The organism is Paenibacillus solani, from assembly GCF_001277345.1.
Taxonomy (GTDB): domain Bacteria; phylum Bacillota; class Bacilli; order Paenibacillales; family Paenibacillaceae; genus Paenibacillus_AQ; species Paenibacillus_AQ solani.
The window spans coordinates 1307026-1327153 of record NZ_LIUT01000001.1 but is presented as its reverse complement, the minus strand read 5'-3'; the positions used below and the strand labels follow the sequence as shown (position 1 = coordinate 1327153).

Below are 20128 nucleotides of genomic sequence, written 5' to 3'. Positions count from 1 at the left end.
GCATTTATTTCCGGTTATTTTAAACAACCGGAAATGATCACTGGTACACCGAGTGTCCTTTTGATAAGAGCAGCTCTTTTGCCCGCTCCTGTTCCACTTCATTACGGAAGGATAACCTCATCACACCAGGCACATCTTCCCGACTCTCGATAATTTGCATATTACTGAGGTTGATGCTGTTCGTTCCCAAATCGGTTGCAATGCGGCCGATGATACCCGGATGGTCAGGCACATCGAGATACAGATCATACTGAGACACAATCATACCTTTCCGCCTCTCAGGAAGGACGCTTCGGAATTCACCCGCTCTGCGGAAAGCTTCTTCAATGGCGGGACCGTCCTTTTCCTCCAGCATGTTCATAAATTGCTGGATGCCCTCATTCCAGTCACGGAGTAATGGCAGCATGACATTGCGATTATTTAATAGAATATCGCGCCAAACAATGGGATCACTGGAAGCAATCCGGGTGATATCCCGAAAGCCACCTGCAGCAAGTGTACGATACAACGGATTATCGTCATTGTATGCACTTATTTGATTCACCAAGGCAACTGCGATCACATGGGGCAGGTGACTGATCGCTCCCACAATCTCATCATGCAGCCCCGGTTCAACCTGCACGATATGCGCACGGGTATGAGACAAGAGCTCAATAAGGATGTCGAGCTTCTCTTGAGGGATTTGTCCTGGTGGAGTAAGTACATAATAGGCATTCTCGAACAATACCGTTGAAGCGGCTCCTACGCCGGACCGCTCTGAGCCGGCCATCGGGTGTCCCCCGATAAAATAAGCATCCTGAAGGGCTAGCCTGGACGCGCACTCCGCGATGCTCGCTTTGGTACTGCCCACATCCGTAATGATACAGCCCGGTTTTAACGATATTTCGCTTAACCGTTTCATATACAACTCAAGGCTGCCTACCGGCACGCACAAAAATATGACGTCTGCATTCTGTGCTGCTTCTTCTACCGAGAGCGTCACCTTATCTACGACACCCTTGGCAGTCACCTGGTCGGCATACTCTTGGGTATGGGCATAACCGGTAACGGTTATGCCTGGTTTTCCTTTGAAGCATAAAGCTAATGAACCGCCGATTAAACCGACGCCGAATATTGAAATTTGCATTGTCATATTCTCTCTCTCACTCGTTTCAAGCTGCGTTTATTGTTGCATCATTAGATTAGACTGGTGCGTTTACTTCGTTGAGCACTTGTTTCAATGCTCCAATAAAAGCTTTGTTCTGTTCTTCTGAGCCAACCGTGACGCGAATATAGTTCGGATACACTGCAAATCCCGGACGCACGATAATACCTTTTCTAAGTAAGGAATTAAATACTTCAGTACCCGGTTTTTTTACATCTACCATAATAAAGTTCCCGTTCGCCGGGAAATAAGACAGACCCAGACGATCAAACTCCTGCTGAATATAAGTGATTCCTTCGGCATTCAACCGTCGGCATGTCGCTATAAATTCCTGATCTTTGAGAGCTGCCATTGCAGCTACTTGTGCAAGACGCCCGGTATTAAACGGCTCACGCACCCGGTTAATCAAGGAGATCACCTCTTGCTGGCCTATGCCATAACCAATGCGAAGGGCAGCCAATCCATAAATTTTAGAGAAAGTGCGCAGGATCACCAGGTTCGGATAACGTTCCATTAGCTTGATGCTGTCCGGATATGCTGCATCCGTTACATATTCATAATAAGCTTCATCAAGTACAACCATCGTACGGGCAGGAACTTCATCGAGGAAGGACACCAGTTCACTCTCCGAAACGATTGTACCCGTTGGATTATTCGGATTACATACCCATATGATTTTGGTTTTGTCCGTAACAGCTTTCGCCATAGCGGGCAGATCATGTTTACCGTCAACAAGCGGTACTTCGATGCTTACAGCACCTTCAATGTCCGCGTTGGTTTTATATACCGAGAAGGTCTGATCCGCCATGATGGTCTCATCCCCCGGCTCCAGAAACGCACGGATAATCAAAGCGATAATCTCGTCAGATCCGCAGCCAAAAATAATCTGGCTTCGCTCGATTTCAAGCTTCTCGGCAAGAGCCGCTGTTAACTCCGCTGCACTGCCATCCGGATACAGACTGAGCGCTCCCAATTCGGCGGTAATCGCTTCGGTTGCCTGCGGAGAGCATCCATACGGGTTCTCGTTTGAGGCCAATTTAATGACTACATCCAGACCTAATTCCTTTTTGACTTCCTCAATCGGCTTTCCGGGTTGATAAACAGGAAGATTAACGATTTGCGCTTTCGGTTTCATTTAATATTCGCCTCACCTTTCTATACTGCCATACACAAGCACTATCCTATTAATTGTGCCACAAACTCTCTAATTTGCAAAAGCCCCTGCTGACGAGTATCTTCCTTCTCAAGCAAAGGAATATTGGACTCGACCTGGCGCACGATCGCGCTGCCGACAACCACGCCATCACAGATTTTCGAGAATCTGGCTACTTGTTCCTGAGATGAGATGCCAAAGCCGATCACGATGGGCACCTTGCTGTATCGTTTCACCGTTTCCAGGAAGTTATCTACGCCAGAATAAAAATCGGTGCGTTCCCCTGTCACGCCAAGCGAAGATACACAGTAGACAAGGCCAGTTGCTTCCGAAACAATGCTGGCAATCCGCTCATGAGAAGTAGGAGCCACCAGCGGAATCAAGTGTATTCCTGCTGTATGAGCAAGGGATCTGATCTGTTCGCATTCTTCCAGCGGGAGATCGGGAATAATCAAGCCGCTGATATCATGTCTCACTACTTCCTCGAAGAATGTATCGAGTCCGGTCTGCAGAACCGGATTATAATAAGTGAACAGAATGAACGGCAATTGACTTCCTCTATCCCTAGCCAACCGTGCGGTTTCCATCGCTGTACGGATCGTCACTTTGTTCTTCAGCGCACGTTCGGAGGCACGCTGGATGACTGGGCCATCCGCAAGCGGGTCAGAATAAGGAACGCCGAGTTCAATAATGTCAGCTCCGGCACTTTCAAGCTCTAGAATAATATCCACTGTTGTTCTTATATCGGGATCTCCTACAGTCAGATAGGGCATCATTGCGGTCTTGTTTTGCTGTTTTAGAGACGCAAAGGTCTGATCAATGCGATTCATTCCGTCTTCCCTCCCGTGTAAGCCATGATGGACTCCACGTCCTTGTCACCGCGGCCGGATAAATTAATCACGACGATATCGTTCTCCGTCCATTCAGAAGCCATCTTTACCGCTTGTGCCACAGCATGTGCGGATTCCAATGCTGGGATAATACCTTCTGTACGGCAAAGCAGCTGCAAGGCATCCAGTGCTTCTTGGTCTGTTATAGGTACATACTTGACTCGTTCAATATCTTTTAAATAGGAGTGCTCCGGACCTACACCGGGATAATCGAGACCGGCCGAAATGGAGTGTGCCTCTTGTACTTGTCCGAACTCATCCTGCAGCAAATAACTCATTGATCCCTGGAATACACCTTGGGTCCCCTTCGACATCGTAGCCGCATGAAAATCGGTATCGACTCCTTTGCCGGCTGCTTCGACGCCAATCAAACCGACTTCCTTATCTTCAAGAAACGGATAGAACATACCGATCGCATTACTCCCGCCCCCGATCGGTGCAAGAATCGTGTTTGGAAGGCGGCCTTCCATCTCCAGAATTTGCTTGCGAGTCTCATCACCGATAATGCGCTGAAAGTTGCGCACCATCATCGGATACGGATGCGGCCCTACGGCTGAGCCTAGTACATAGAAGGTATCCTCGACGTTACTGACCCAGTATCGCAGCGCTTCATTACCAGCATCCTTCAGCGTGCGGCTTCCGGATGTGACTGGAATGACTTCAGCACCAAGCATTTTCATACGAAAAACGTTCAATTGCTGGCGCTTGGTATCTTCCTCGCCCATGAATACTTTGCATTCTAGTCCCAGCAAAGCAGCTACAGTTGCTGTAGCGACACCATGCTGCCCTGCACCCGTTTCGGCTATAACCTTGCCTTTGCCCATGCGCTTGGCCAATACTCCTTGGGCGATGGCGTTGTTGATTTTATGCGCACCCGTATGGTTCAAATCCTCACGCTTGAGATATATTTTAGCCTTGCCAAGATGCTGACTGAGGCGCTCAGCATAATATAGCGGTGTTTCCCGTCCGGAATACTGTTTCAGTAAATAGGCAATCTCCTCTTTAAAAGCAGGATCCTCCGAAAAACGGTTATATTCTTGTTCAAGCTCTATTAAAGCGTTCATCAGTGTTTCCGGTACAAACCGGCCTCCAAACACTCCGAAGCGTCCATTACGGTCAGGAAGTTGTGTCATATCCCCTTCACCCTTTCTACGAATTCTGTCACTTTGTTTATATCCTTCACGCCTGGCGCACTCTCCACGCCGCTGGATACATCCACGCCGTATGGGGCGTATTGGTCCATTAGTTGCGTTACATTGTCAGAATCAAGTCCGCCGGCTACGAATAAGGGAATTCCCTGCTGCTTAGCCCACTGCTGGTAAGGTGGGATCAAATCCCAGGCAAACGTTCTGCCTGACCCACCGCCATAAACCGGATCGTAGGTATCGATTAATAGTCCATCAATACAGCCCGCATACGATTGCAGTGCTGACAGGCGTTCCATTTCCGGGCGTTCGCTCTCGATCGATACCGCTTTAAATACGGAAACCGGGAAGCGCTCCTTCACTTCCCGGCAAAATTGCGGAGATTCCTGTCCATGCAGCTGCACGACATCGAGTTTCGCTTCTTGCAAGAGCACTTCCAGCTCCTCCAAATCAGGGTTAACAAAGACGCCGACAGCGGAGGGAATCTTGTCAATTTCCCACTCCTGCAATACTTGCAGCATCCCCGCAGCCTGCTGCGGGGATACCTGCCGCCGACTCTTAGCAAACACAAATCCGATATAATCCACAGGTAAGTTTATCATCGATTTTAGCACTTCAACGCTTTGAAGTCCACATATTTTTAGAGCTGTAGTCATCATCTTTGTGTCCCCTCTTTATTCTGTATCCACGGTGATCGGCAAGGGTCCCATTAGATCATTCACTGCCCGGAAAACATCTTGCTGGCGCATAAAATGCTCTCCTACCAGAACACCGTGTGCCCCCACATAATGCAGATATGAAATATCCGCAGGCCCCGTAATCCCGCTCTCACTGATCAAAGTAACTCCTTGTGGAACTTGCGCCGCAATGTCGGCGGTTGTTTGCAGCGATGTTTCGAACGTCCGCAGATTACGATTATTGATCCCGATCAGCTGTGCTGTCCCCAAACCTAGGACGGAATCCAGTTCCGCTTGATCATGGACTTCAATCAGGCAATCCAGACCGATTGAACCGGCGATGTCCATAAACTCTGCAATTCGCTTGGGCTCTAATATGCTTGCGATCAAAAGTACCGCATCTGCACCTAACAGACGAGCTTCATAAATTTGAATCGGATCGATAATGAAATCTTTGCGCAGCAATGGAATGCTGACTGCAGCTCTTACGGACTTCAAATATTCTCCGCTGCCTTGGAAATAGTCCTTATCTGTCAACACCGATAGACAATCGGCATCGGCTGCTTCATAAGCTTTGGCGATCATGACCGGATCAAAGTCAGGCCGGATCAATCCTTTTGATGGGGAAGCTTTCTTCACCTCAGCAATTAATCCCATGCTCCGTTTTCGTCCCGTGGACAAAGCCTTTTCAAAACCGAGAGTCGGAGGTAAATCCGCTATCTGCCTCTCTGCCTCCGAAATGCTCAATGTTTCTCGGAGCTCGGCAACCTCTTTATGCTTCGTTTCTACAATGCGATCAAGATACATAACTCATTTCCCCCGTTCTTGAGATCAACTGCTCCAGCTTGGACTGCGCCAGCCCTGAATCGATGGCCTCTGTTGCCCGCTGCACACCCTCGGCCAAACTATCCGCAAGCCCCGAAACATAAATGCAGGCGCCTGCATTAGCGAGGACGATATCCCGATATGCACTGCGCTCACCGCGCAGTACGGATCCAATGATTGCTGCGTTTTCTTTGGCATCGCCGCCCAAAATATCACTCATCGGATGAACCGACAAACCTAATTCGTGAGGATGAATATCATATGTTCTGACTTCTCCGCCGCGCAGCTCGGATACCCGCGTCGGTGCTGAAATACTGATCTCATCCAAACCGTCATGACTGGTTACCACCATGGCTCGTTTCAAACCCAGTTCTTTAAGCACCTGTGCGATGGTTTCCGTTTTATTTATATCGTATATCCCCAGCATCTGACGATCAGCTCCCGCCGGATTGGTCAGAGGACCCAGCATATTAAATACTGTTCGAACCCCAAGCTCTTTGCGCGGTGCAGCCGCGTGCTTCATAGACGGGTGATAGATCTGTGCAAACAAGAAACAAATCCCGATATCCTCCAAACAAGCCGTTGCCTGTTCTGCTGTCAGATGGATATTCACACCCAGCGCTTCCAGCACATCGGCGCTTCCCGCTCTGCCCGATGCGGAGCGATTGCCATGTTTGGCTACTCTAACCGAAACAGAGGAGGAGATAATAGCAGACACGGTCGAAATGTTAAACTTGTGAATACCAGAGCCTCCGGTTCCGCAAGTATCCAGCAGCCTGTTCCGCTCGGTAACGACACGCCCGCCAGCGCCTCTCATGGCTTCAGCGAATCCGGTAATTTCTTCAACCGTTTCTCCCTTCATTCTCAGGGCTGTAAGCAGCGCACCGATTTGTGAGTGAGTAGCCTGACCTTCCATAATGGACTGCATAACCCCACGGGATTCATCGCGGCTTAGGTCTTGACCACTAACAAGCTTTGAAAGACTGGATTGCATCGTTTCCATTGTGTTGTTCATAAGGTTCTCCTCCTTCAGTTAAGGTGTATATTGATACAGATAATCTTGATTTATTAAGTCATTTCCCTGCGTGCTGGATGGAAACATCGCTTCCGCGACGCGAATCGCCTTCAGCATCCCTTTGGCTTTATTCACGGTTTCCTCATACTCCATCTCCGGCACCGAATCCCATACGATGCCTGCTCCTGCCTGCACATAAGCTTTTCCTTGACGAAAAACAATGGTGCGGATCGTGATACAGGAATCCATATTGCCGCCGAAACCTAGATAACCGATCGCTCCAGCATATGTGCCTCTGGCTTCCCGCTCCAGCTCCGCAATAATCTCCATCGCCCGGAGCTTTGGAGCTCCGGATACAGTTCCTGCAGGCAGACAGGACAGCATCGCATCAAAGAAATCTTTATTCTCGCTCAGTTGTCCCGAAACGCTGGATACCACATGCATGACATGAGAATATTTTTCAATCTCCATGAACGTCTCGCACTTCACGGTGCCAAACTCTGACACGCGGCCCAAATCATTGCGGCCCAGATCTACCAGCATAAGATGCTCAGCGCGCTCTTTCTCGTCCTTAAGCAGCTCTTCAGCCAGCGCCTTGTCTTCAGCTTCATCCCGCCCTCTTGGCCTTGTGCCTGCAATCGGCCTTGTTTCAAGCCTGCGTCCATCCACCTTTACCAAGGCTTCAGGCGATGTGCCAACGATGATGTCGTCATCCATTTTGAGATAATACATATAGGGTGAAGGATTTAGCGTTCTCAGCACCCGATATACGTGAAGCGGCGAAACATCGGTTTCAATATGGAAGCGCTGGGACGCAACCACCTGAAAGATGTCGCCCGCACGAATATACTCCTTCGCTTTTTGCACATTCTCGATATACTTTTCTTTGGTCATATTGGATTGAATGTCACCCATGTCAACATCAGCAGGAATGCTGCGGGAGTTCACGTTTTCTCTTGGTCCCTGCTCCTGCAGCTGCTCGGCGCAAGCTTCCAAAGTACGGCATACGTCCATATAGCTTTGGCGGATCGTGTCATCCGAATCTCCAGGCTTTACATGAACATTACCGACCAACAAGATCTGCTGTTTAACATGGTCAAAGACGATCACTTGGTCGCAAAACATGAACCTGATATCATCCATGCCGAGATCATCTATGGCATGCGCTGGAAGTTTTTCGTAATATTGGAGAAGGTCATATCCAAAAAATCCGATAGCTCCTCCGGTAAACGGAGGCATCTCTTTCAACTGCGGGCTGCGGTATGTTCGCAGCAGTGCCTTCAACTCTTCAAGGGGGGATCCCTCCAGCAGGGATTTTTCACCCTTCATTTCAATTTCGATTTTTCCTTTTTTGCCTCTTATCATTAAGAAGGGATCGGTTCCGATGAATGAATACCGCGCCCACTGCACGCCGCCCTCTACACTTTCAAGTAAAAATGCCCGCTCCCGCTCCGCATACCGTTGAAAAATGCGAATCGGAGTTTCCATATCGGCTAACAGTCTGATCGCTACCGGAATCAGGTTGTAATCACCTGCCATTGCCACCACTTGCTCCATTGATGGATTCGCCATGTCAATCCCTCCTTAATGAATGTATACAACAAAAAAACCTCTACCGAAGTAGAGGTTAACGTTAGAATAAGTCTATGGAAAAAGAGCACGGTTAAGATTCTCCCATCATATCCATTGATAAACTACAGCGGCTGTTGTTCAACTCCAAGTACAAGACGTGCTTGTAAACTTGATATGAACATGCTGTACTATTCATCAAAAAATCTGATTGGTTCCTTACCCGATTATGTTATGATCTAAAATGCCTCAGCTCTTCTCAACTCAACTCATCTATAAAACCTAAACTCTACTCAGCTATTCTGATACTCACTATACAGGATGATACCATATTATTGCAACCCTAAAAATGCAAACATCAGGATTTGGAGCCTGATAAATCCGGACGAAGCCGCTTGGCCTCGTTCAAATATACATGCTTGATCTCGCTCTGGCTTTTTTCGGTGTTGACCTGCACCATAAAACGGATACAGCGCGGCAGACTGCCTTGAACCGGTATTTCAACCGAACACATCAAAGGGACGAGATCCCAGCCATCCAGCTGGCGTATCGCTTTGGCTGGGAATGTTGCATCCAGATCCTGCGTCATCGTTATCCATATATTGCTGATATATTCCGGCTCGAGCTCGTTGCGTCTCACCATCTCTTCAAGCAATCGCAGCGTTTCCTGCACAATCTCCTGCTCATCGTTGCGAGTGACAGTTGTTGCCCCTCGAATTCCCCGATTCATCATGTACTATTCCTCTCCCTTCAACTGTTCAACCACCGATCGAACAGCTTCAACAGGCACATCCTTTACGATGCTGACCGAACCGATAGCATCTGGCACAATAAATACCATTTGCCCTTCGGCAAACTTTTTATCGTGCTGCATGGCGTCCATTATACCCTCAACCGGGACATCATCCGGCAACGTTACCGGCAGATTCATCGCTCTCAGCATACTAACCGTTTCATCGTATAAATCCGAATTTCTGCCCAGCATTTCAGCCAGACGTGCGGAACCCGCCATTCCTATTGCAATCGCTTCGCCATGGAGAAAGCGTCCGTAACCTCCGACGGCTTCGATCGCATGGCCAATCGTATGGCCCAAATTAAGGATGGCACGCAGACCGCCTTCCCTCTCATCTTGGGATACAACCTTGGCTTTAATGGCGCAGCCCCGCTCAAGACCATAAATCAATGTATCCGGCTGAAGATTTAGCAGCTTCTGTCCATTCTCCCGGCACCAATAAGCAAAATCACGATCCAGGATCAATCCGTGCTTCACCATTTCCGCAAGTCCTGAAGAAACCTCTCGCGGAGGCAGTGACTTCAGCGTATTCACATCGTAGACAACCATGACCGGCTGATGAAATGCGCCAATCATATTTTTCGCTAACGGATGATTGACCGCTACCTTGCCACCTACGCTGCTGTCATGAGCCAGGATCGTGGTGGGTATCTGAACAAACGTCACGCCGCGCATATAGGTTGCCGCTACGAAACCAGCCAAGTCACCCACAACGCCTCCACCCAGCGCGAATACAGCGGAGCTGCGATCCAGCTTGCCGTTAATGGCTGTGGTCATTACCTCTTCATAGACCTGAAGCGATTTGGAGGATTCTCCCGAGGGAACGATATGCGTAATTACGGTATAACCCTGTGATTTCAACCGTTCTACCGCTAATGATAAATAATGCGGTGCCACTTGATCATCCGTCACGATCAGATGCGGACTTTTCCGGGTAATTCCATGCTTCTCGCTGAGTTCGCCGAGAGTGTCCAGAATTCCGGCTCCAATATAGATTGGGTAGGAACGTTCCCCCAAATCAACCTGAAGTGTTCTCATATTAATAGTTCTCCAGCTGTTTCAGGTAATTCTGATAGTTGGCATGAATTTCTTCCATGGAATCACCACCGAATTTCTCAAGAAATGCCTTGGCGACCTCCCAGGTTACTACATGCTCCATGACAACACTCGCTGCCGGAACCGCACAAGCATCCGAACGTTCAACTTGAGCCGTGAAAGCTTCCTTCGTATCGATATCCACGCTTTGAAGCGGTTTATAGAGCGTAGGTATTGGCTTCATCACCCCGCGGATAACGATTGGCATACCATTCGTCATACCGCCTTCAAATCCGCCCAGACGGTTCGTTGCCCGGTAGTACCCGCGCTCTTCACTGTACATAATTTCATCATGAACCTGAGAGCCTCTCAGTTCCCCTGCCTCAAACCCGATTCCTACCTCGACGCCCTTAAATGCGTTAATTGACATCACACCTTGTGCAATGCGTCCATCCAGCTTGCGGTCGTATTGAACATGGCTTCCTAATCCAACAGGCAGTCCTTCAATGATACACTCTACAACGCCACCGATGGAGTCGCCTTCTTTCTTGATCTCGTCTATGTAAGCTTCCATCTTCTTCTCGGTTTCTTCATCCACTACCCGAACCGAGGAAGCTTCCGTCCGCTCGATCAGCTCATCGATTGGCAGATTGTGTGCAGGTGCTTCGATCTCTCCAATCCGAATAACCTGACCAGCAACTTTGACGCCAAATTGTGCCAGGAACTGTCTGGCAATTGCACCAACCGCTACGCGAACCGTCGTTTCACGCGCACTGGAGCGTTCCAGCACATTGCGCAAATCCTTCAGATTGTACTTCAACCCGCCGTTCAAATCGGCATGTCCCGGTCTTGGGCGATGCACTCTTCTCTTCGCCTCGTCATTGCCCTCGATTGGCTCCACGTTCATGATGTTCTGCCAATGCTTCCAGTCGTTATTCTGCACAACGAGTGCAATCGGTGCGCCAGTCGTATATCCATGCCGCACTCCTCCCAGAATTTGAGCGGTATCCTTTTCGATTTGCATGCGGCGTCCCCGCCCATAGCCCTTCTGTCTCCGATGCAACTGAAAATTCAGCGCTTCGAAATCAAGCTCCAAATTACTTGGAAGTCCTTCGATTATGGTTGTCAACTGAGGACCATGTGTTTCCCCAGCAGTAAGAAAACGTAAACTCATGCTGCTTTTCCCCCTTTAGGCTTTTAAGCGTTAAACCGCTAAACTCCGTAAATATCTTCTGCTCATTATAGTATAGGTCAAACGCTTTGACAAGAATATGCTAGACGAGCAAAAGCGCTTCTCATCCTCAGGATTGAAAAGCGCTTTATGACTCATACAGCCCTATTTATTGAATTTTCCGGTAGAAAAAGGTTTCGTTACTCTCCAAACCATATTGTCCCGGATTAAAGATTTGCTCGGTACTGCCAACGAACAGGAAGCCGCCAGGCTTCAGGCTGGCCGCAAATTTCTGATACAGCTTGTGCTTCGCACCTTCGGTGAAATAGATCATCACATTTCGGCACACTATCAGATCATAACCGCTTTCAAATCGGTCCGTCAGCAGATTCTGCTTATGAAAAGTAACTTCCTTCTTCAAGTTGTCATTGAAGCGGTAAACAGATCCCTCTTCCTGAAAATAACGGGCGGCCACTTCAGGAGGGACATCCTTTAAGGACCTCTCAACATACAGGCCTTCTTTCGCTTTATGTAACGCGCCGTCATCAATATCCGTCGCCACGATGCGAGAACGGTTGAGCATCCTATTCTCGGCCAGAATCATGGCAAGCGTATAAGGCTCTTCACCCGTAGAGCAGGCAGCGCTCCATATTTTGAGCACCCCAGGGTTCTGCGCGGACAGCATCGGCAAAATTTTATCGCGAAGAACCTCCCACCGGTTCGGATTGCGCCAAAACTCCGAGACATTGATCGTCATTCGGTCTAAAAACTCATGGAACAGCGGCTTGTCCTTCATCATGGCATCATAAAAGGCCGAAAAAGTTTCATAACCCTTCTTTATTCGCAGCGTGGTGAGCCTTCGCTTCATTTGCGCTTCTTTATAATCCGCCAGATTGATCCCCGTGCTTCGTTCGATGCTGCGAACAAAGCCGATATAATCCGGATCCTCCAGCACAGGTTCATGTTCCGTCATCGTATCATCCTGTTAATCATAGTATTCGCTTTCCCGGATTACAGCCAAGGGGACAGCGTTTTGTTATATACAACCAATTCTTTCTCTTCAAAAAAATTAGCTATCTCGCGCTGGGCACTTTCCGGGGAATCCGATCCATGAATTAGATTATGCGGCGTGTGCGCCGAAAAATCCCCACGAATCGTTCCTGGCAAGGCATCCTTCACATTCGTTTTGCCGATGACCTGGCGGGATAGCGCGATGATGTCATCTCCCTCCCAAACCATGGCAAACACCGGTCCGGATGTTATAAATCCAACCAGATTATCAAAAAAATCCTTACCATCATGCTCTGCGTAATGACGCTTCGCCTGCTCGTCCGAAATCTGCATAAACTTGCCTGCTACCAGCTTGAACCCTTTATCCTCCAAACGACCAACAATTCGGCCAATAAGTCCACGCTGCACACCATCTGGTTTAACCATCAAAAAAGTACGTTCCATAGGCCCATCACTCCATCCTAGGTAATTGAACAAACATATCGTGCTTTAGGTGATGTTACATGTTTGTACCCGTATTTTAACAGATAGCAACCTCATGAGTAAGGCTAATATGAGCGCTTGGTAATAAAATTTGCAATATCTCTAAGCTGTTTTTTCGTCTTGATGTCAGGCAAAGTATCCAATGCAGCCAATGCTTTATGGATATACCGATCAGCCAATGCTTCGGATCTCGGTACACCTTCACTTGAGGTTACGAGCCTTACGGCTTCAGACACATCACACTGGCCATTCAGGGCGCGGATTCGATCCAGCTCCTGCAGCAGCTGCTCTTTGCGCTTGCTGTCTTCTAGCGCAAATATAACAGGCAGCGTAATATTCCCCTGTCTCATATCGCTGCCCGGCGGCTTGCCGATCTGTTTCTCGGTGCCGCACAGATCCAGAAGATCGTCCTGAATCTGAAATGCCATCCCGACATTATACCCGAACCGGTACAGGCTGCTCGCCACTTTACGATCAGCATCGGCAGCCAGCGCTCCAAGCTGGCAGCTGATGGCAATTAATAACGATGTCTTACGACGGATGCGAAGAAGGTATCTTCTGACGTTTTGATCCGTGTTAAAGAAATCTCGAATCTGTTCCATTTCGCCGATGGACATTTCTACCATGGCTTTGGCCAAAATCTGATGAATCTCGGGCTGCTTCAGACGGGTCGTCAGCTCTAAAGCCTGGCCATAGATATAATCTCCTGTATACATGGCAATTCGGTTGTCCCATTTAGCCTTCACTGTTGGCTTTCCCCGCCGGGTGTCGGCATCATCAATTACGTCATCGTGAACGAGTGAGGCGCTGTGAATGAGTTCGAGCGGCACGGCCACATACTTTAGCTTATCAATGTCATAATTCCCGAACTTGCCCCCCATCAGCACAAATACGGGACGGAGTCGTTTGCCGCCTGCTCTAAGCAGATGCAATGAAGTCTCCGTCAATTCAGGACTGTCACCTTCGACACTAAGGTAGAGCTCCTTCTCGATAACATCCATATCTTTTTTTAATGTTCCGAATATGTCAAATCGTTTCATCTTTTCACCCGTCTGCTTAAATTCTCATTCCCTAATTACCGGTACCGGCCACTACTTGTGACGATCCGCAGGCCAAGTTCATATGCGAACTTGAAGTATAAGCGTAACCCTTCCTGTTGTCGTTCGTCAACGTTATCAAGTATCGGCAGCTCTAGTCACCCCATCTGGTGTACAATTGGTGATCGATACGCAGGCTGTCAAGCACCTTGCCGACCAGAAAATTAACAATATCATCAATCGTTTTGGGTTTATGATAAAACGCAGGCATTGCTGGAATGATTTTGACCCCAAGCTTGGATAACGTCAGCATATTCTCTAAATGAATCGCATGAAGCGGCGTTTCTCTCGGAACAAGCACGAGCGGACGGCCTTCTTTCATCATGACGTCGGCAGCACGTCCCATCAGATTATCGGAAGCTCCGTGTGCGACAGAAGATAACGTACCCATGGAGCACGGCATGATGATCATTCCTTCAACCAGGAAGGACCCGCTGGCAATCGTGGCACCGATGTCGGTTATGGGGTGATAGATTATCCGCCCCTCATATCCGCCGAATTTCTCGGCCAGCATCTCTTCGCGGCTAGTGACCTGAAAGCCCATTTCTTCCTTCAATACACGCCAGCCCGCATTGGTAATAATCAAATGCACATCGAAGCCCAGCGAGAGCAAGCTCTCGGTAAGGCGAACACCGTAGATGCTTCCGCTGGCCCCGGTTATACCGACAACCCAGCTTTTTTTGCGCAGGGAACTCATTAGGTATACCGCACCACCAAATCAATCAGAGTAAATACAAACAGAATGATGCTCAGTGTGCTGTTCATCGTAAAGAAAGCCGTTTGCAATCGGCTCATATCATTCGGGGACAAGATGTAGTGCTGATAGAACAAGATCCCGCAGGCGATGACCATACCAGCCAGATACCACCAGCCAACCGGCGTAACAAAGAAAAGGATGATAAAGCCGATCGCCGTTACAACATGAAACCCGCGTGCAAACCAGAGCGATCTATGTAAGCCGAACCGGGAAGGGATCGAGTATAGCTTCTCACCTGCATCAAACTTTTCATCCTGACAAGCGTAAACGATATCAAATCCCGCCGTCCAAAAGGCTAGTGCAATATAAAATACGATCGCCTTCCAGTCGATTTGACCCGTTACAGCAACCCATCCGCCTAAGGGAGCCAGAGCTGTTGTTAACCCAAGCACTAAATGACACAGCCAAGTAAATCGTTTGGTAAAGGAATAAATAATAAGCAGGAAAATAGCAATAGGCAGCAAACGAAATGCAAACGGATCTAACATGTACGTGGCCCAGAAAAACACCGCAAAAGAAAGGATAATGAATAATATAACTTCAAGCGGCTTTAGCAGACCTGCCGGAATCGCCCGTTTTGCGGTGCGGGGATTCTTGGCATCAATATGTCGATCCGCCAATCGATTCAATCCGAAAGCGGCGCTGCGCGCCCCGAACATCGCGAGAAAAATCCAACCAATATCTCCCCAGGAAGGCAATTGATTAAATACAACGGCCGATCCGAGAATCGCCCCCATAAAAGCGAAAGGCAGAGCAAACAACGTATGCTCCACTTTAATCATTTCAAGATACGTTCCTATTTTCTTAAACATCCAGATTCTCCTTGGTCCCAATATGTAAGGCTACGACTCCACCGGTTAAGGGATAGGCCTGGACTTGTTTGAGTCCGGTCTGACGGAAAGCTTCGGCAAGCTCCTCGCGGCCCGGGAATAAAGCCAGCGACTCTGGCAGCCATTTATACTGTTCATATCGTTTGGCTACCAGTTTCCCCATCCGAGGCATCACTTGTTGAAAATAAAAATAATATAGTCCTTTAAACGGCTGCCAGGTCGGTTTGGACACATCCAGGCATACAACCATCCCGCCAGGTTTTACGACACGCTTCATTTCCCTCAGTACCTGCATATAGTCCGGCACATTGCGAAGCCCAAAACCGATTGTGGCATAATCAAAAGACTCATCTTCAAACGGCAGGCTCATAGCGTTTCCTTGAATGAGTTGAATCTGCTGGTCCAGTCCCTGCATGGCAACCTTCTCCCGACCAACCTTCAACATTCCTTCACTGAAATCAAGTCCGACTATGTGGCCGGATTCACTTGCCTTGGCCATGCTGATGGTCCAGTCGCAAGTTCCGCAGCATAAGTCAATCGCCGTATCACCAGGGTGCATGCCCATCTTTTCCATGGTAAATTTGCGCCACGCTTTGTGTCTCTTGAAGCTGATGACGTCATTCATCATATCATATTTTCCCGATATGCTTTCGAAGACGGAATGAACATACTCCTCTTTTGGACTTTTGCCGTCATGCTTGCTCATGTCTACTGTTTGATTATCCACTGTATCCCCCTACCCTTCACTTACGACAGATCGGTACGTACTGAGCCGCTTCAAGAATGGATCCAGCATACCGTTACACGAACTGTCCCCGCGGTTTGCCAGCAGCTGCTGTATGGCATTAACTGAATCTCGGAGCTTGTCCAGCAGCTTCTCGGAAGCCTTATGCTTCAGAATCAGTTTTCTCCAGTCCTTCGTATCCGTCTTCTTGCTAACCAGCAGATTTCGTTCCTCTTCGCTGCCCGATTCGATCAAATGCCAGTACGCATAACCGCATCTGCCGATTTCAGGCGCAGCACAACGCTCCATCTCCTGCACAATGGTTTCACATGCTGTAAATTCCTTGAGCAGCTTCTCCCACGTTTCTTGAACGGATACCTCAAGCAGCGGAGTAAAAGAAAGAAACAGCTGCATATTCAGCTGTACGGTTAGCCGCAGATACTCTTCAGAAGGCAGCAATGTTTTTTTCATTTTGCCATACAGACGCATCTTCATCACATTCACATCGCTGACAGCCTTGCCAAGAAGCGAGATCACGGCAATTTCGCCCTTATGGGCAAGGAGTTGATAAAAACGGCTGCTAAAATAATCCCCAGCGAGCACTTTTAGCTGCCGGGAACGCATCATCGCCTCTCCTTGATTGCCCTCCGTAATGTCGATGCTTTCATGCGTATCGAGTCCCAACTGAACCAGTGAGGTAACCAGCGCGTACAATTCTTCGTGCCCGGCAATGTTCTTTCCTGAATCCTTTAAAAATATGTATAACAAATGAACACGAGCATCCGGAAATTCAGGAAGGTCCGTGTGTTTTTGAATCATATCATATTGAGTATATTTCTCTGCCAGTTCTTGTACGCGATACGGTTTCATTCTTAGCCTCCGAGCACTTGATGTTCTTTTGTCCAAATAAGCTCACAATCCAATCTATTATAACACATGTTCAGAGCACGTACATGCCCTGTCATCTACTATTTTAACCGTTTCATCGGCCGCTGAACTGCTTCTGCCAAAGATTCGTAAAAGTTATGTTAAGCGAGTTGGCAAGCCCTGGCGGGAATTCCCCGTCCTCAAGCTCGATTAAAGATTCCGCATATCTTGAATCCCATGCTTCCCTCGTCATATTCGAAGCAAGCAGCAAATATCGCTTCCCACTCCACCGATCGATGGCAACCACTCTTAAGTAAAGCTGCTGCACATTATCCGTTCCCTCAAATGAAAATGACAGGATGCTGGCAATATCTTCATAGACATCGGTGGCAGCAATTTCCGCTTCATCATGGTGTTTGATATCCAGAGTGAGGGCGCCTTCCTCAACATCCGCACGACTGATCTTGAGGTGGAGAGGTATCGACATGAGGGAATCCACTAATACATCATCACTTAATTCTCGGCTGTGATAAGGAAGCGCGGCAGTCATCGCTCCGGCCTTATCAAGCATTTGCGGCTTTAGCCCAGTTAATAGAGCCAACATCGTAAATGAAATCACCGCCGGCAATAATACTGCTCGTATGAAATGCCAATGCTTCATGTCTCCCTTGCCTCCTCTACTATTAAGTTTCTTCCTCTCACCATAAGTCCATACCTCATTGTATAAAGAAAAAAAGCAGGCTATGCCTGCTTTTAGGTCAACCAAACTCATGTTGTTTTAGAATAGCGATTGGGATGTAAAGATCACAGCGATCGTCAACGCTGCGATTCGTGCAAGATTCATAAACACAAAGTTTTGTACCGCGATCACGAAAGTCTTTTGTTTCGAGGGATCAGCAGTGAATATAACACTCTTTTTATAAATTGGAACTGCCGTGATTAGGACCAGGGCAACCAGTACGGGATGTACCTTTATCATCAGCAGTGCTACCAGATCCAAATAGGCGAAACAGTACAGCAACCGGAACAGCTTCAAGGAATGCTTAGTCCCTATGTATACAGGCAGGGTGTAACGCTTATTCTCCACATCTTCATCCATGTCACAGATGTTGTTGGCCAGCATTATGTTAGCAATCCCAAGAATGGCAGGCAAAGACACCACAAGCAGCAATATCACCTCGAAGAAATTCACATGAATCGCTGCCATGCCTGACCATAAATCAATATCCAGGACAGCAAGACGGATAGGGTTGTCCAAATGAATCCAGGCCGATATAAAAATGATAACGAATCCCATAAACAGCCCTGAGAACAATTCTCCAAGCGGCATACGGGAGATCGGGATCGGACCAAACGAATACAATATACCAACCGCAAAAGACAGTCCACCGAGCAGCAGGATCAGCCAGCCCGTCGAAAGGAAGAGCGCAATGCCACAACCTGCCGCTGTCAGGAGCAGTATGACGATTACAGACACGACTGCAGACTCTTTCAGGCCATAACGTACGATGGCATTATGCTGTTCGTAACCAAAACCATTTTTTTTAATTGCTTTTTTATAATCGTAGTAGTTATTGATTGCCGTCGTAGCCATGTCAAATGACAGCAATGATGCAAGCATCAGGGCAAAATGAACACCATCAAATGAATCAAAGCGAAACATCGCATAAACGGTTCCGAACAAGAACGGAATCATGCTGGCTACCTTGGTCTGTATTTCCACCAATTTAAAAAAAGCTTGTATTCCCACGGCCATCATCCTTTATCCAAAAGATCTAATTACAGAATAAAGGATTCCATGATCGCAGTCTGTTGGAATTGTACTTGACAAACCCATCTCGAAAGTGACGAAAGTTACTTTTGCGTTGAATTATACCTTCGCGGATAGATCCTTCTCTTGTCGTCTGCGGCTCCATGGTGTACCCAGCAGCGGCAAGGCCCAGCGGTCTAAACCATACCAACCCGCGACTTTCCATGCCATAACGAGCCAGGTAGCCAAAATAAAGAGCAGAGGATTGGTGCTTACCGTACCTGCGAACAGGAAGCTGGCATTCATCAGCCCGCCAAAAAAGGCAGCAATGCCGGTCAGGAGACCCACGATCAAGCCAAGTCCCACCAATACCTCACCAAAGGCTACCATGTATGAGAACATCTTGGCATTGGGAAGCACGAAACCTTCGAGGAAAGAAGCATACCAGCCGGTTACGTCCTTGCCTTCCTCTGCCTTGGCCAGTGCGCCGCCTACAAAGCCCTGTAGGGCTGAGCCAGCTTCACTTCCAGTCCATGCTTCAGATGTCATCTTTTTAATTCCCGCTGATAACCATGCATAACCAAGATACAGTCTCACAAACAGCCATATCCATGCAGACCGGGTGCTGTTAAACAAAAACATGGATACTGGATTTTCGGGGACCACAACATATTGTCCTTCTTTGTACGAATTAGCCATCGTTTCTTTAATCATCCTTTTTGTATATTTATTCATCCCATTCCTGCTAGTATATACATAGTTGCCATACTCGGCAATATACATTTAACAAGTTGTTAACACACATAACGAGAGAATAAACATCCGAAACAAAAAAAGCCGCCACCCATTGGTGGGGCTTTTTCTTATGAATAAATGAATAGATCAGCTGCCGGACTCGACCTTCCCGTGCTTGGTTATCACTTCAGCTTTACCGCGAATTTTCACAGCGGATGTATGGTCCGTGAATTGGGCGATAATCACTTCACCTTTGTCCAATTTCTCGGTATGATGAAACCGCGTATCCTGTCCCCGGGTCAGACCAATCACTTGGACTCCATGGTCTAACGCTTTGACTATAAAATAATCACCGCTTTGGGCGTTCTCCATCTTTAAGACCTCCTTACCGTATGTCTAAAAGAAAAGGCCGTGAACGAATTCACGACCTGTGCTCTTAGGTAATATGTAGAAATCA

The 20128-nt window shown here is 48.0% G+C and carries 22 protein-coding genes; all 22 read right to left on the bottom strand.

Annotated features, from left to right (window positions below; translation table 11 throughout):
- Positions 1-37: 37 nt before the first annotated feature.
- The gene (locus AM231_RS05955) at positions 38-1126 is read right to left on the bottom strand and encodes a prephenate dehydrogenase (protein ID WP_207383603.1); all 1089 of its coding nucleotides are present in this window, start codon (positions 1124-1126) and stop codon (positions 38-40) included.
- A gap of 55 nt (positions 1127-1181) precedes the next feature.
- A complete protein-coding gene (hisC, locus tag AM231_RS05950; protein WP_054401666.1) occupies positions 1182-2279 on the bottom strand; it encodes a histidinol-phosphate transaminase in 1098 nt (365 codons plus the stop codon).
- A gap of 41 nt (positions 2280-2320) precedes the next feature.
- Entirely contained in the window at positions 2321-3127 is an 807-nt protein-coding gene (trpA, locus tag AM231_RS05945) for a tryptophan synthase subunit alpha (protein WP_054401665.1), read from the bottom strand.
- A complete protein-coding gene (gene trpB, locus AM231_RS05940; RefSeq protein ID WP_054401664.1) occupies positions 3124-4320 on the bottom strand; it encodes a tryptophan synthase subunit beta in 1197 nt (398 codons plus the stop codon). The genes trpA and trpB overlap by 4 nt, the downstream gene beginning before the upstream one ends.
- The gene (locus AM231_RS05935) at positions 4317-4991 is read right to left on the bottom strand and encodes a phosphoribosylanthranilate isomerase (protein ID WP_054401663.1); all 675 of its coding nucleotides are present in this window, start codon (positions 4989-4991) and stop codon (positions 4317-4319) included. Before AM231_RS05935 ends, trpB begins: the two co-directional genes overlap by 4 nt.
- 15 nt (positions 4992-5006) lie before the next feature.
- Positions 5007-5816 carry an indole-3-glycerol phosphate synthase TrpC gene (gene trpC / locus AM231_RS05930; RefSeq protein WP_054401662.1) on the bottom strand — a complete coding sequence of 270 codons (810 nt, stop codon included), beginning with the start codon at positions 5814-5816 and terminating at the stop codon, positions 5007-5009.
- Positions 5806-6849 carry an anthranilate phosphoribosyltransferase gene (gene trpD / locus AM231_RS05925; protein WP_054401661.1) on the bottom strand — a complete coding sequence of 348 codons (1044 nt, stop codon included), beginning with the start codon at positions 6847-6849 and terminating at the stop codon, positions 5806-5808. The genes trpC and trpD overlap by 11 nt, the downstream gene beginning before the upstream one ends.
- Before the next feature lie 18 nt (positions 6850-6867).
- Positions 6868-8421, bottom strand: a complete 1554-nt coding sequence (trpE, locus tag AM231_RS05920) for an anthranilate synthase component I (RefSeq protein ID WP_054401660.1) — start codon at positions 8419-8421, stop codon at positions 6868-6870.
- Between the two features lie 355 nt (positions 8422-8776).
- Entirely contained in the window at positions 8777-9151 is a 375-nt protein-coding gene (gene aroH, locus AM231_RS05915) for a chorismate mutase (RefSeq protein WP_053488765.1), read from the bottom strand.
- A gap of 3 nt (positions 9152-9154) precedes the next feature.
- On the bottom strand, positions 9155-10249 hold the full coding sequence (gene aroB, locus AM231_RS05910) for a 3-dehydroquinate synthase (RefSeq protein WP_054401659.1): 1095 nt from the start codon (positions 10247-10249) through the stop codon (positions 9155-9157).
- Position 10250: 1 nt separating this feature from the next.
- Entirely contained in the window at positions 10251-11420 is a 1170-nt protein-coding gene (gene aroC, locus AM231_RS05905) for a chorismate synthase (RefSeq protein WP_054401658.1), read from the bottom strand.
- A 166-nt stretch (positions 11421-11586) separates the two neighbouring features.
- Complete coding sequence (locus AM231_RS05900) at positions 11587-12390, bottom strand: CheR family methyltransferase (RefSeq protein WP_054401657.1); 804 nt, start codon at positions 12388-12390, stop codon at positions 11587-11589.
- Positions 12391-12428: 38 nt separating this feature from the next.
- Positions 12429-12872 (bottom strand): nucleoside-diphosphate kinase, encoded by a 444-nt coding sequence (gene ndk, locus AM231_RS05895; protein WP_053488769.1) that lies wholly within the window; start codon positions 12870-12872, stop codon positions 12429-12431.
- Positions 12873-12976: 104 nt separating this feature from the next.
- Positions 12977-13951 carry a polyprenyl synthetase family protein gene (locus tag AM231_RS05890; protein ID WP_053488770.1) on the bottom strand — a complete coding sequence of 325 codons (975 nt, stop codon included), beginning with the start codon at positions 13949-13951 and terminating at the stop codon, positions 12977-12979.
- Between the two features lie 151 nt (positions 13952-14102).
- A complete protein-coding gene (locus AM231_RS05885; RefSeq protein ID WP_053488771.1) occupies positions 14103-14705 on the bottom strand; it encodes a UbiX family flavin prenyltransferase in 603 nt (200 codons plus the stop codon).
- Positions 14705-15577 carry a UbiA-like polyprenyltransferase gene (locus AM231_RS05880; RefSeq protein ID WP_053488772.1) on the bottom strand — a complete coding sequence of 291 codons (873 nt, stop codon included), beginning with the start codon at positions 15575-15577 and terminating at the stop codon, positions 14705-14707. Before AM231_RS05880 ends, AM231_RS05885 begins: the two co-directional genes overlap by 1 nt.
- Entirely contained in the window at positions 15570-16301 is a 732-nt protein-coding gene (locus AM231_RS05875) for a demethylmenaquinone methyltransferase (protein WP_054403542.1), read from the bottom strand. Before AM231_RS05875 ends, AM231_RS05880 begins: the two co-directional genes overlap by 8 nt.
- 30 nt (positions 16302-16331) lie before the next feature.
- Positions 16332-17189, bottom strand: coding sequence for a heptaprenyl diphosphate synthase component 1 (locus tag AM231_RS05870; RefSeq protein ID WP_054401656.1), 858 nt, complete (start codon positions 17187-17189; stop codon positions 16332-16334).
- A 112-nt stretch (positions 17190-17301) separates the two neighbouring features.
- Positions 17302-17847 (bottom strand): hypothetical protein, encoded by a 546-nt coding sequence (locus AM231_RS05865; RefSeq protein WP_054401655.1) that lies wholly within the window; start codon positions 17845-17847, stop codon positions 17302-17304.
- 117 nt (positions 17848-17964) lie between these two features.
- The gene (locus tag AM231_RS05860; RefSeq protein ID WP_053493928.1) at positions 17965-18936 is read right to left on the bottom strand and encodes a 1,4-dihydroxy-2-naphthoate polyprenyltransferase; all 972 of its coding nucleotides are present in this window, start codon (positions 18934-18936) and stop codon (positions 17965-17967) included.
- A gap of 120 nt (positions 18937-19056) precedes the next feature.
- Complete coding sequence (locus tag AM231_RS05855) at positions 19057-19635, bottom strand: DoxX family protein (RefSeq protein WP_054403541.1); 579 nt, start codon at positions 19633-19635, stop codon at positions 19057-19059.
- 183 nt (positions 19636-19818) lie between these two features.
- Positions 19819-20043 carry a trp RNA-binding attenuation protein MtrB gene (mtrB, locus tag AM231_RS05850; protein WP_053488775.1) on the bottom strand — a complete coding sequence of 75 codons (225 nt, stop codon included), beginning with the start codon at positions 20041-20043 and terminating at the stop codon, positions 19819-19821.
- Positions 20044-20128: the final 85 nt, after the last annotated feature.

Bases quoted from the DNA above. Each gene is read 5' to 3' on its own strand.
- AM231_RS05880 (WP_053488772.1), bottom strand. From the start codon at position 15,577: ATGTTTAAGAAAATAGGAACGTATCTTGAAATGATTAAAGTGGAGCAT.
- AM231_RS05935 (WP_054401663.1), bottom strand. From the start codon at position 4,991: ATGATGACTACAGCTCTAAAAATATGTGGACTTCAAAGCGTTGAAGTG.
- mtrB (WP_053488775.1), bottom strand. From the start codon at position 20,043: ATGGAGAACGCCCAAAGCGGTGATTATTTTATAGTCAAAGCGTTAGAC.
- hisC (WP_054401666.1), bottom strand. From the start codon at position 2,279: ATGAAACCGAAAGCGCAAATCGTTAATCTTCCTGTTTATCAACCCGGA.
- AM231_RS05955 (WP_207383603.1), bottom strand. From the start codon at position 1,126: ATGCAAATTTCAATATTCGGCGTCGGTTTAATCGGCGGTTCATTAGCT.
- AM231_RS05870 (WP_054401656.1), bottom strand. From the start codon at position 17,189: ATGAAACCGTATCGCGTACAAGAACTGGCAGAGAAATATACTCAATAT.
- aroH (WP_053488765.1), bottom strand. From the start codon at position 9,151: ATGATGAATCGGGGAATTCGAGGGGCAACAACTGTCACTCGCAACGAT.
- aroB (WP_054401659.1), bottom strand. From the start codon at position 10,249: ATGAGAACACTTCAGGTTGATTTGGGGGAACGTTCCTACCCAATCTAT.
- AM231_RS05865 (WP_054401655.1), bottom strand. From the start codon at position 17,847: ATGAAGCATTGGCATTTCATACGAGCAGTATTATTGCCGGCGGTGATT.
- ndk (WP_053488769.1), bottom strand. From the start codon at position 12,872: ATGGAACGTACTTTTTTGATGGTTAAACCAGATGGTGTGCAGCGTGGA.
- aroC (WP_054401658.1), bottom strand. From the start codon at position 11,420: ATGAGTTTACGTTTTCTTACTGCTGGGGAAACACATGGTCCTCAGTTG.
- AM231_RS05890 (WP_053488770.1), bottom strand. From the start codon at position 13,951: ATGAAACGATTTGACATATTCGGAACATTAAAAAAAGATATGGATGTT.
- trpC (WP_054401662.1), bottom strand. From the start codon at position 5,816: ATGTATCTTGATCGCATTGTAGAAACGAAGCATAAAGAGGTTGCCGAG.
- trpE (WP_054401660.1), bottom strand. From the start codon at position 8,421: ATGGCGAATCCATCAATGGAGCAAGTGGTGGCAATGGCAGGTGATTAC.
- AM231_RS05885 (WP_053488771.1), bottom strand. From the start codon at position 14,705: ATGAGTTCCCTGCGCAAAAAAAGCTGGGTTGTCGGTATAACCGGGGCC.
- AM231_RS05900 (WP_054401657.1), bottom strand. From the start codon at position 12,390: ATGACGGAACATGAACCTGTGCTGGAGGATCCGGATTATATCGGCTTT.
- trpA (WP_054401665.1), bottom strand. From the start codon at position 3,127: ATGAATCGCATTGATCAGACCTTTGCGTCTCTAAAACAGCAAAACAAG.
- AM231_RS05875 (WP_054403542.1), bottom strand. From the start codon at position 16,301: ATGAGCAAGCATGACGGCAAAAGTCCAAAAGAGGAGTATGTTCATTCC.
- AM231_RS05855 (WP_054403541.1), bottom strand. From the start codon at position 19,635: ATGGCTAATTCGTACAAAGAAGGACAATATGTTGTGGTCCCCGAAAAT.
- trpB (WP_054401664.1), bottom strand. From the start codon at position 4,320: ATGACACAACTTCCTGACCGTAATGGACGCTTCGGAGTGTTTGGAGGC.
- trpD (WP_054401661.1), bottom strand. From the start codon at position 6,849: ATGAACAACACAATGGAAACGATGCAATCCAGTCTTTCAAAGCTTGTT.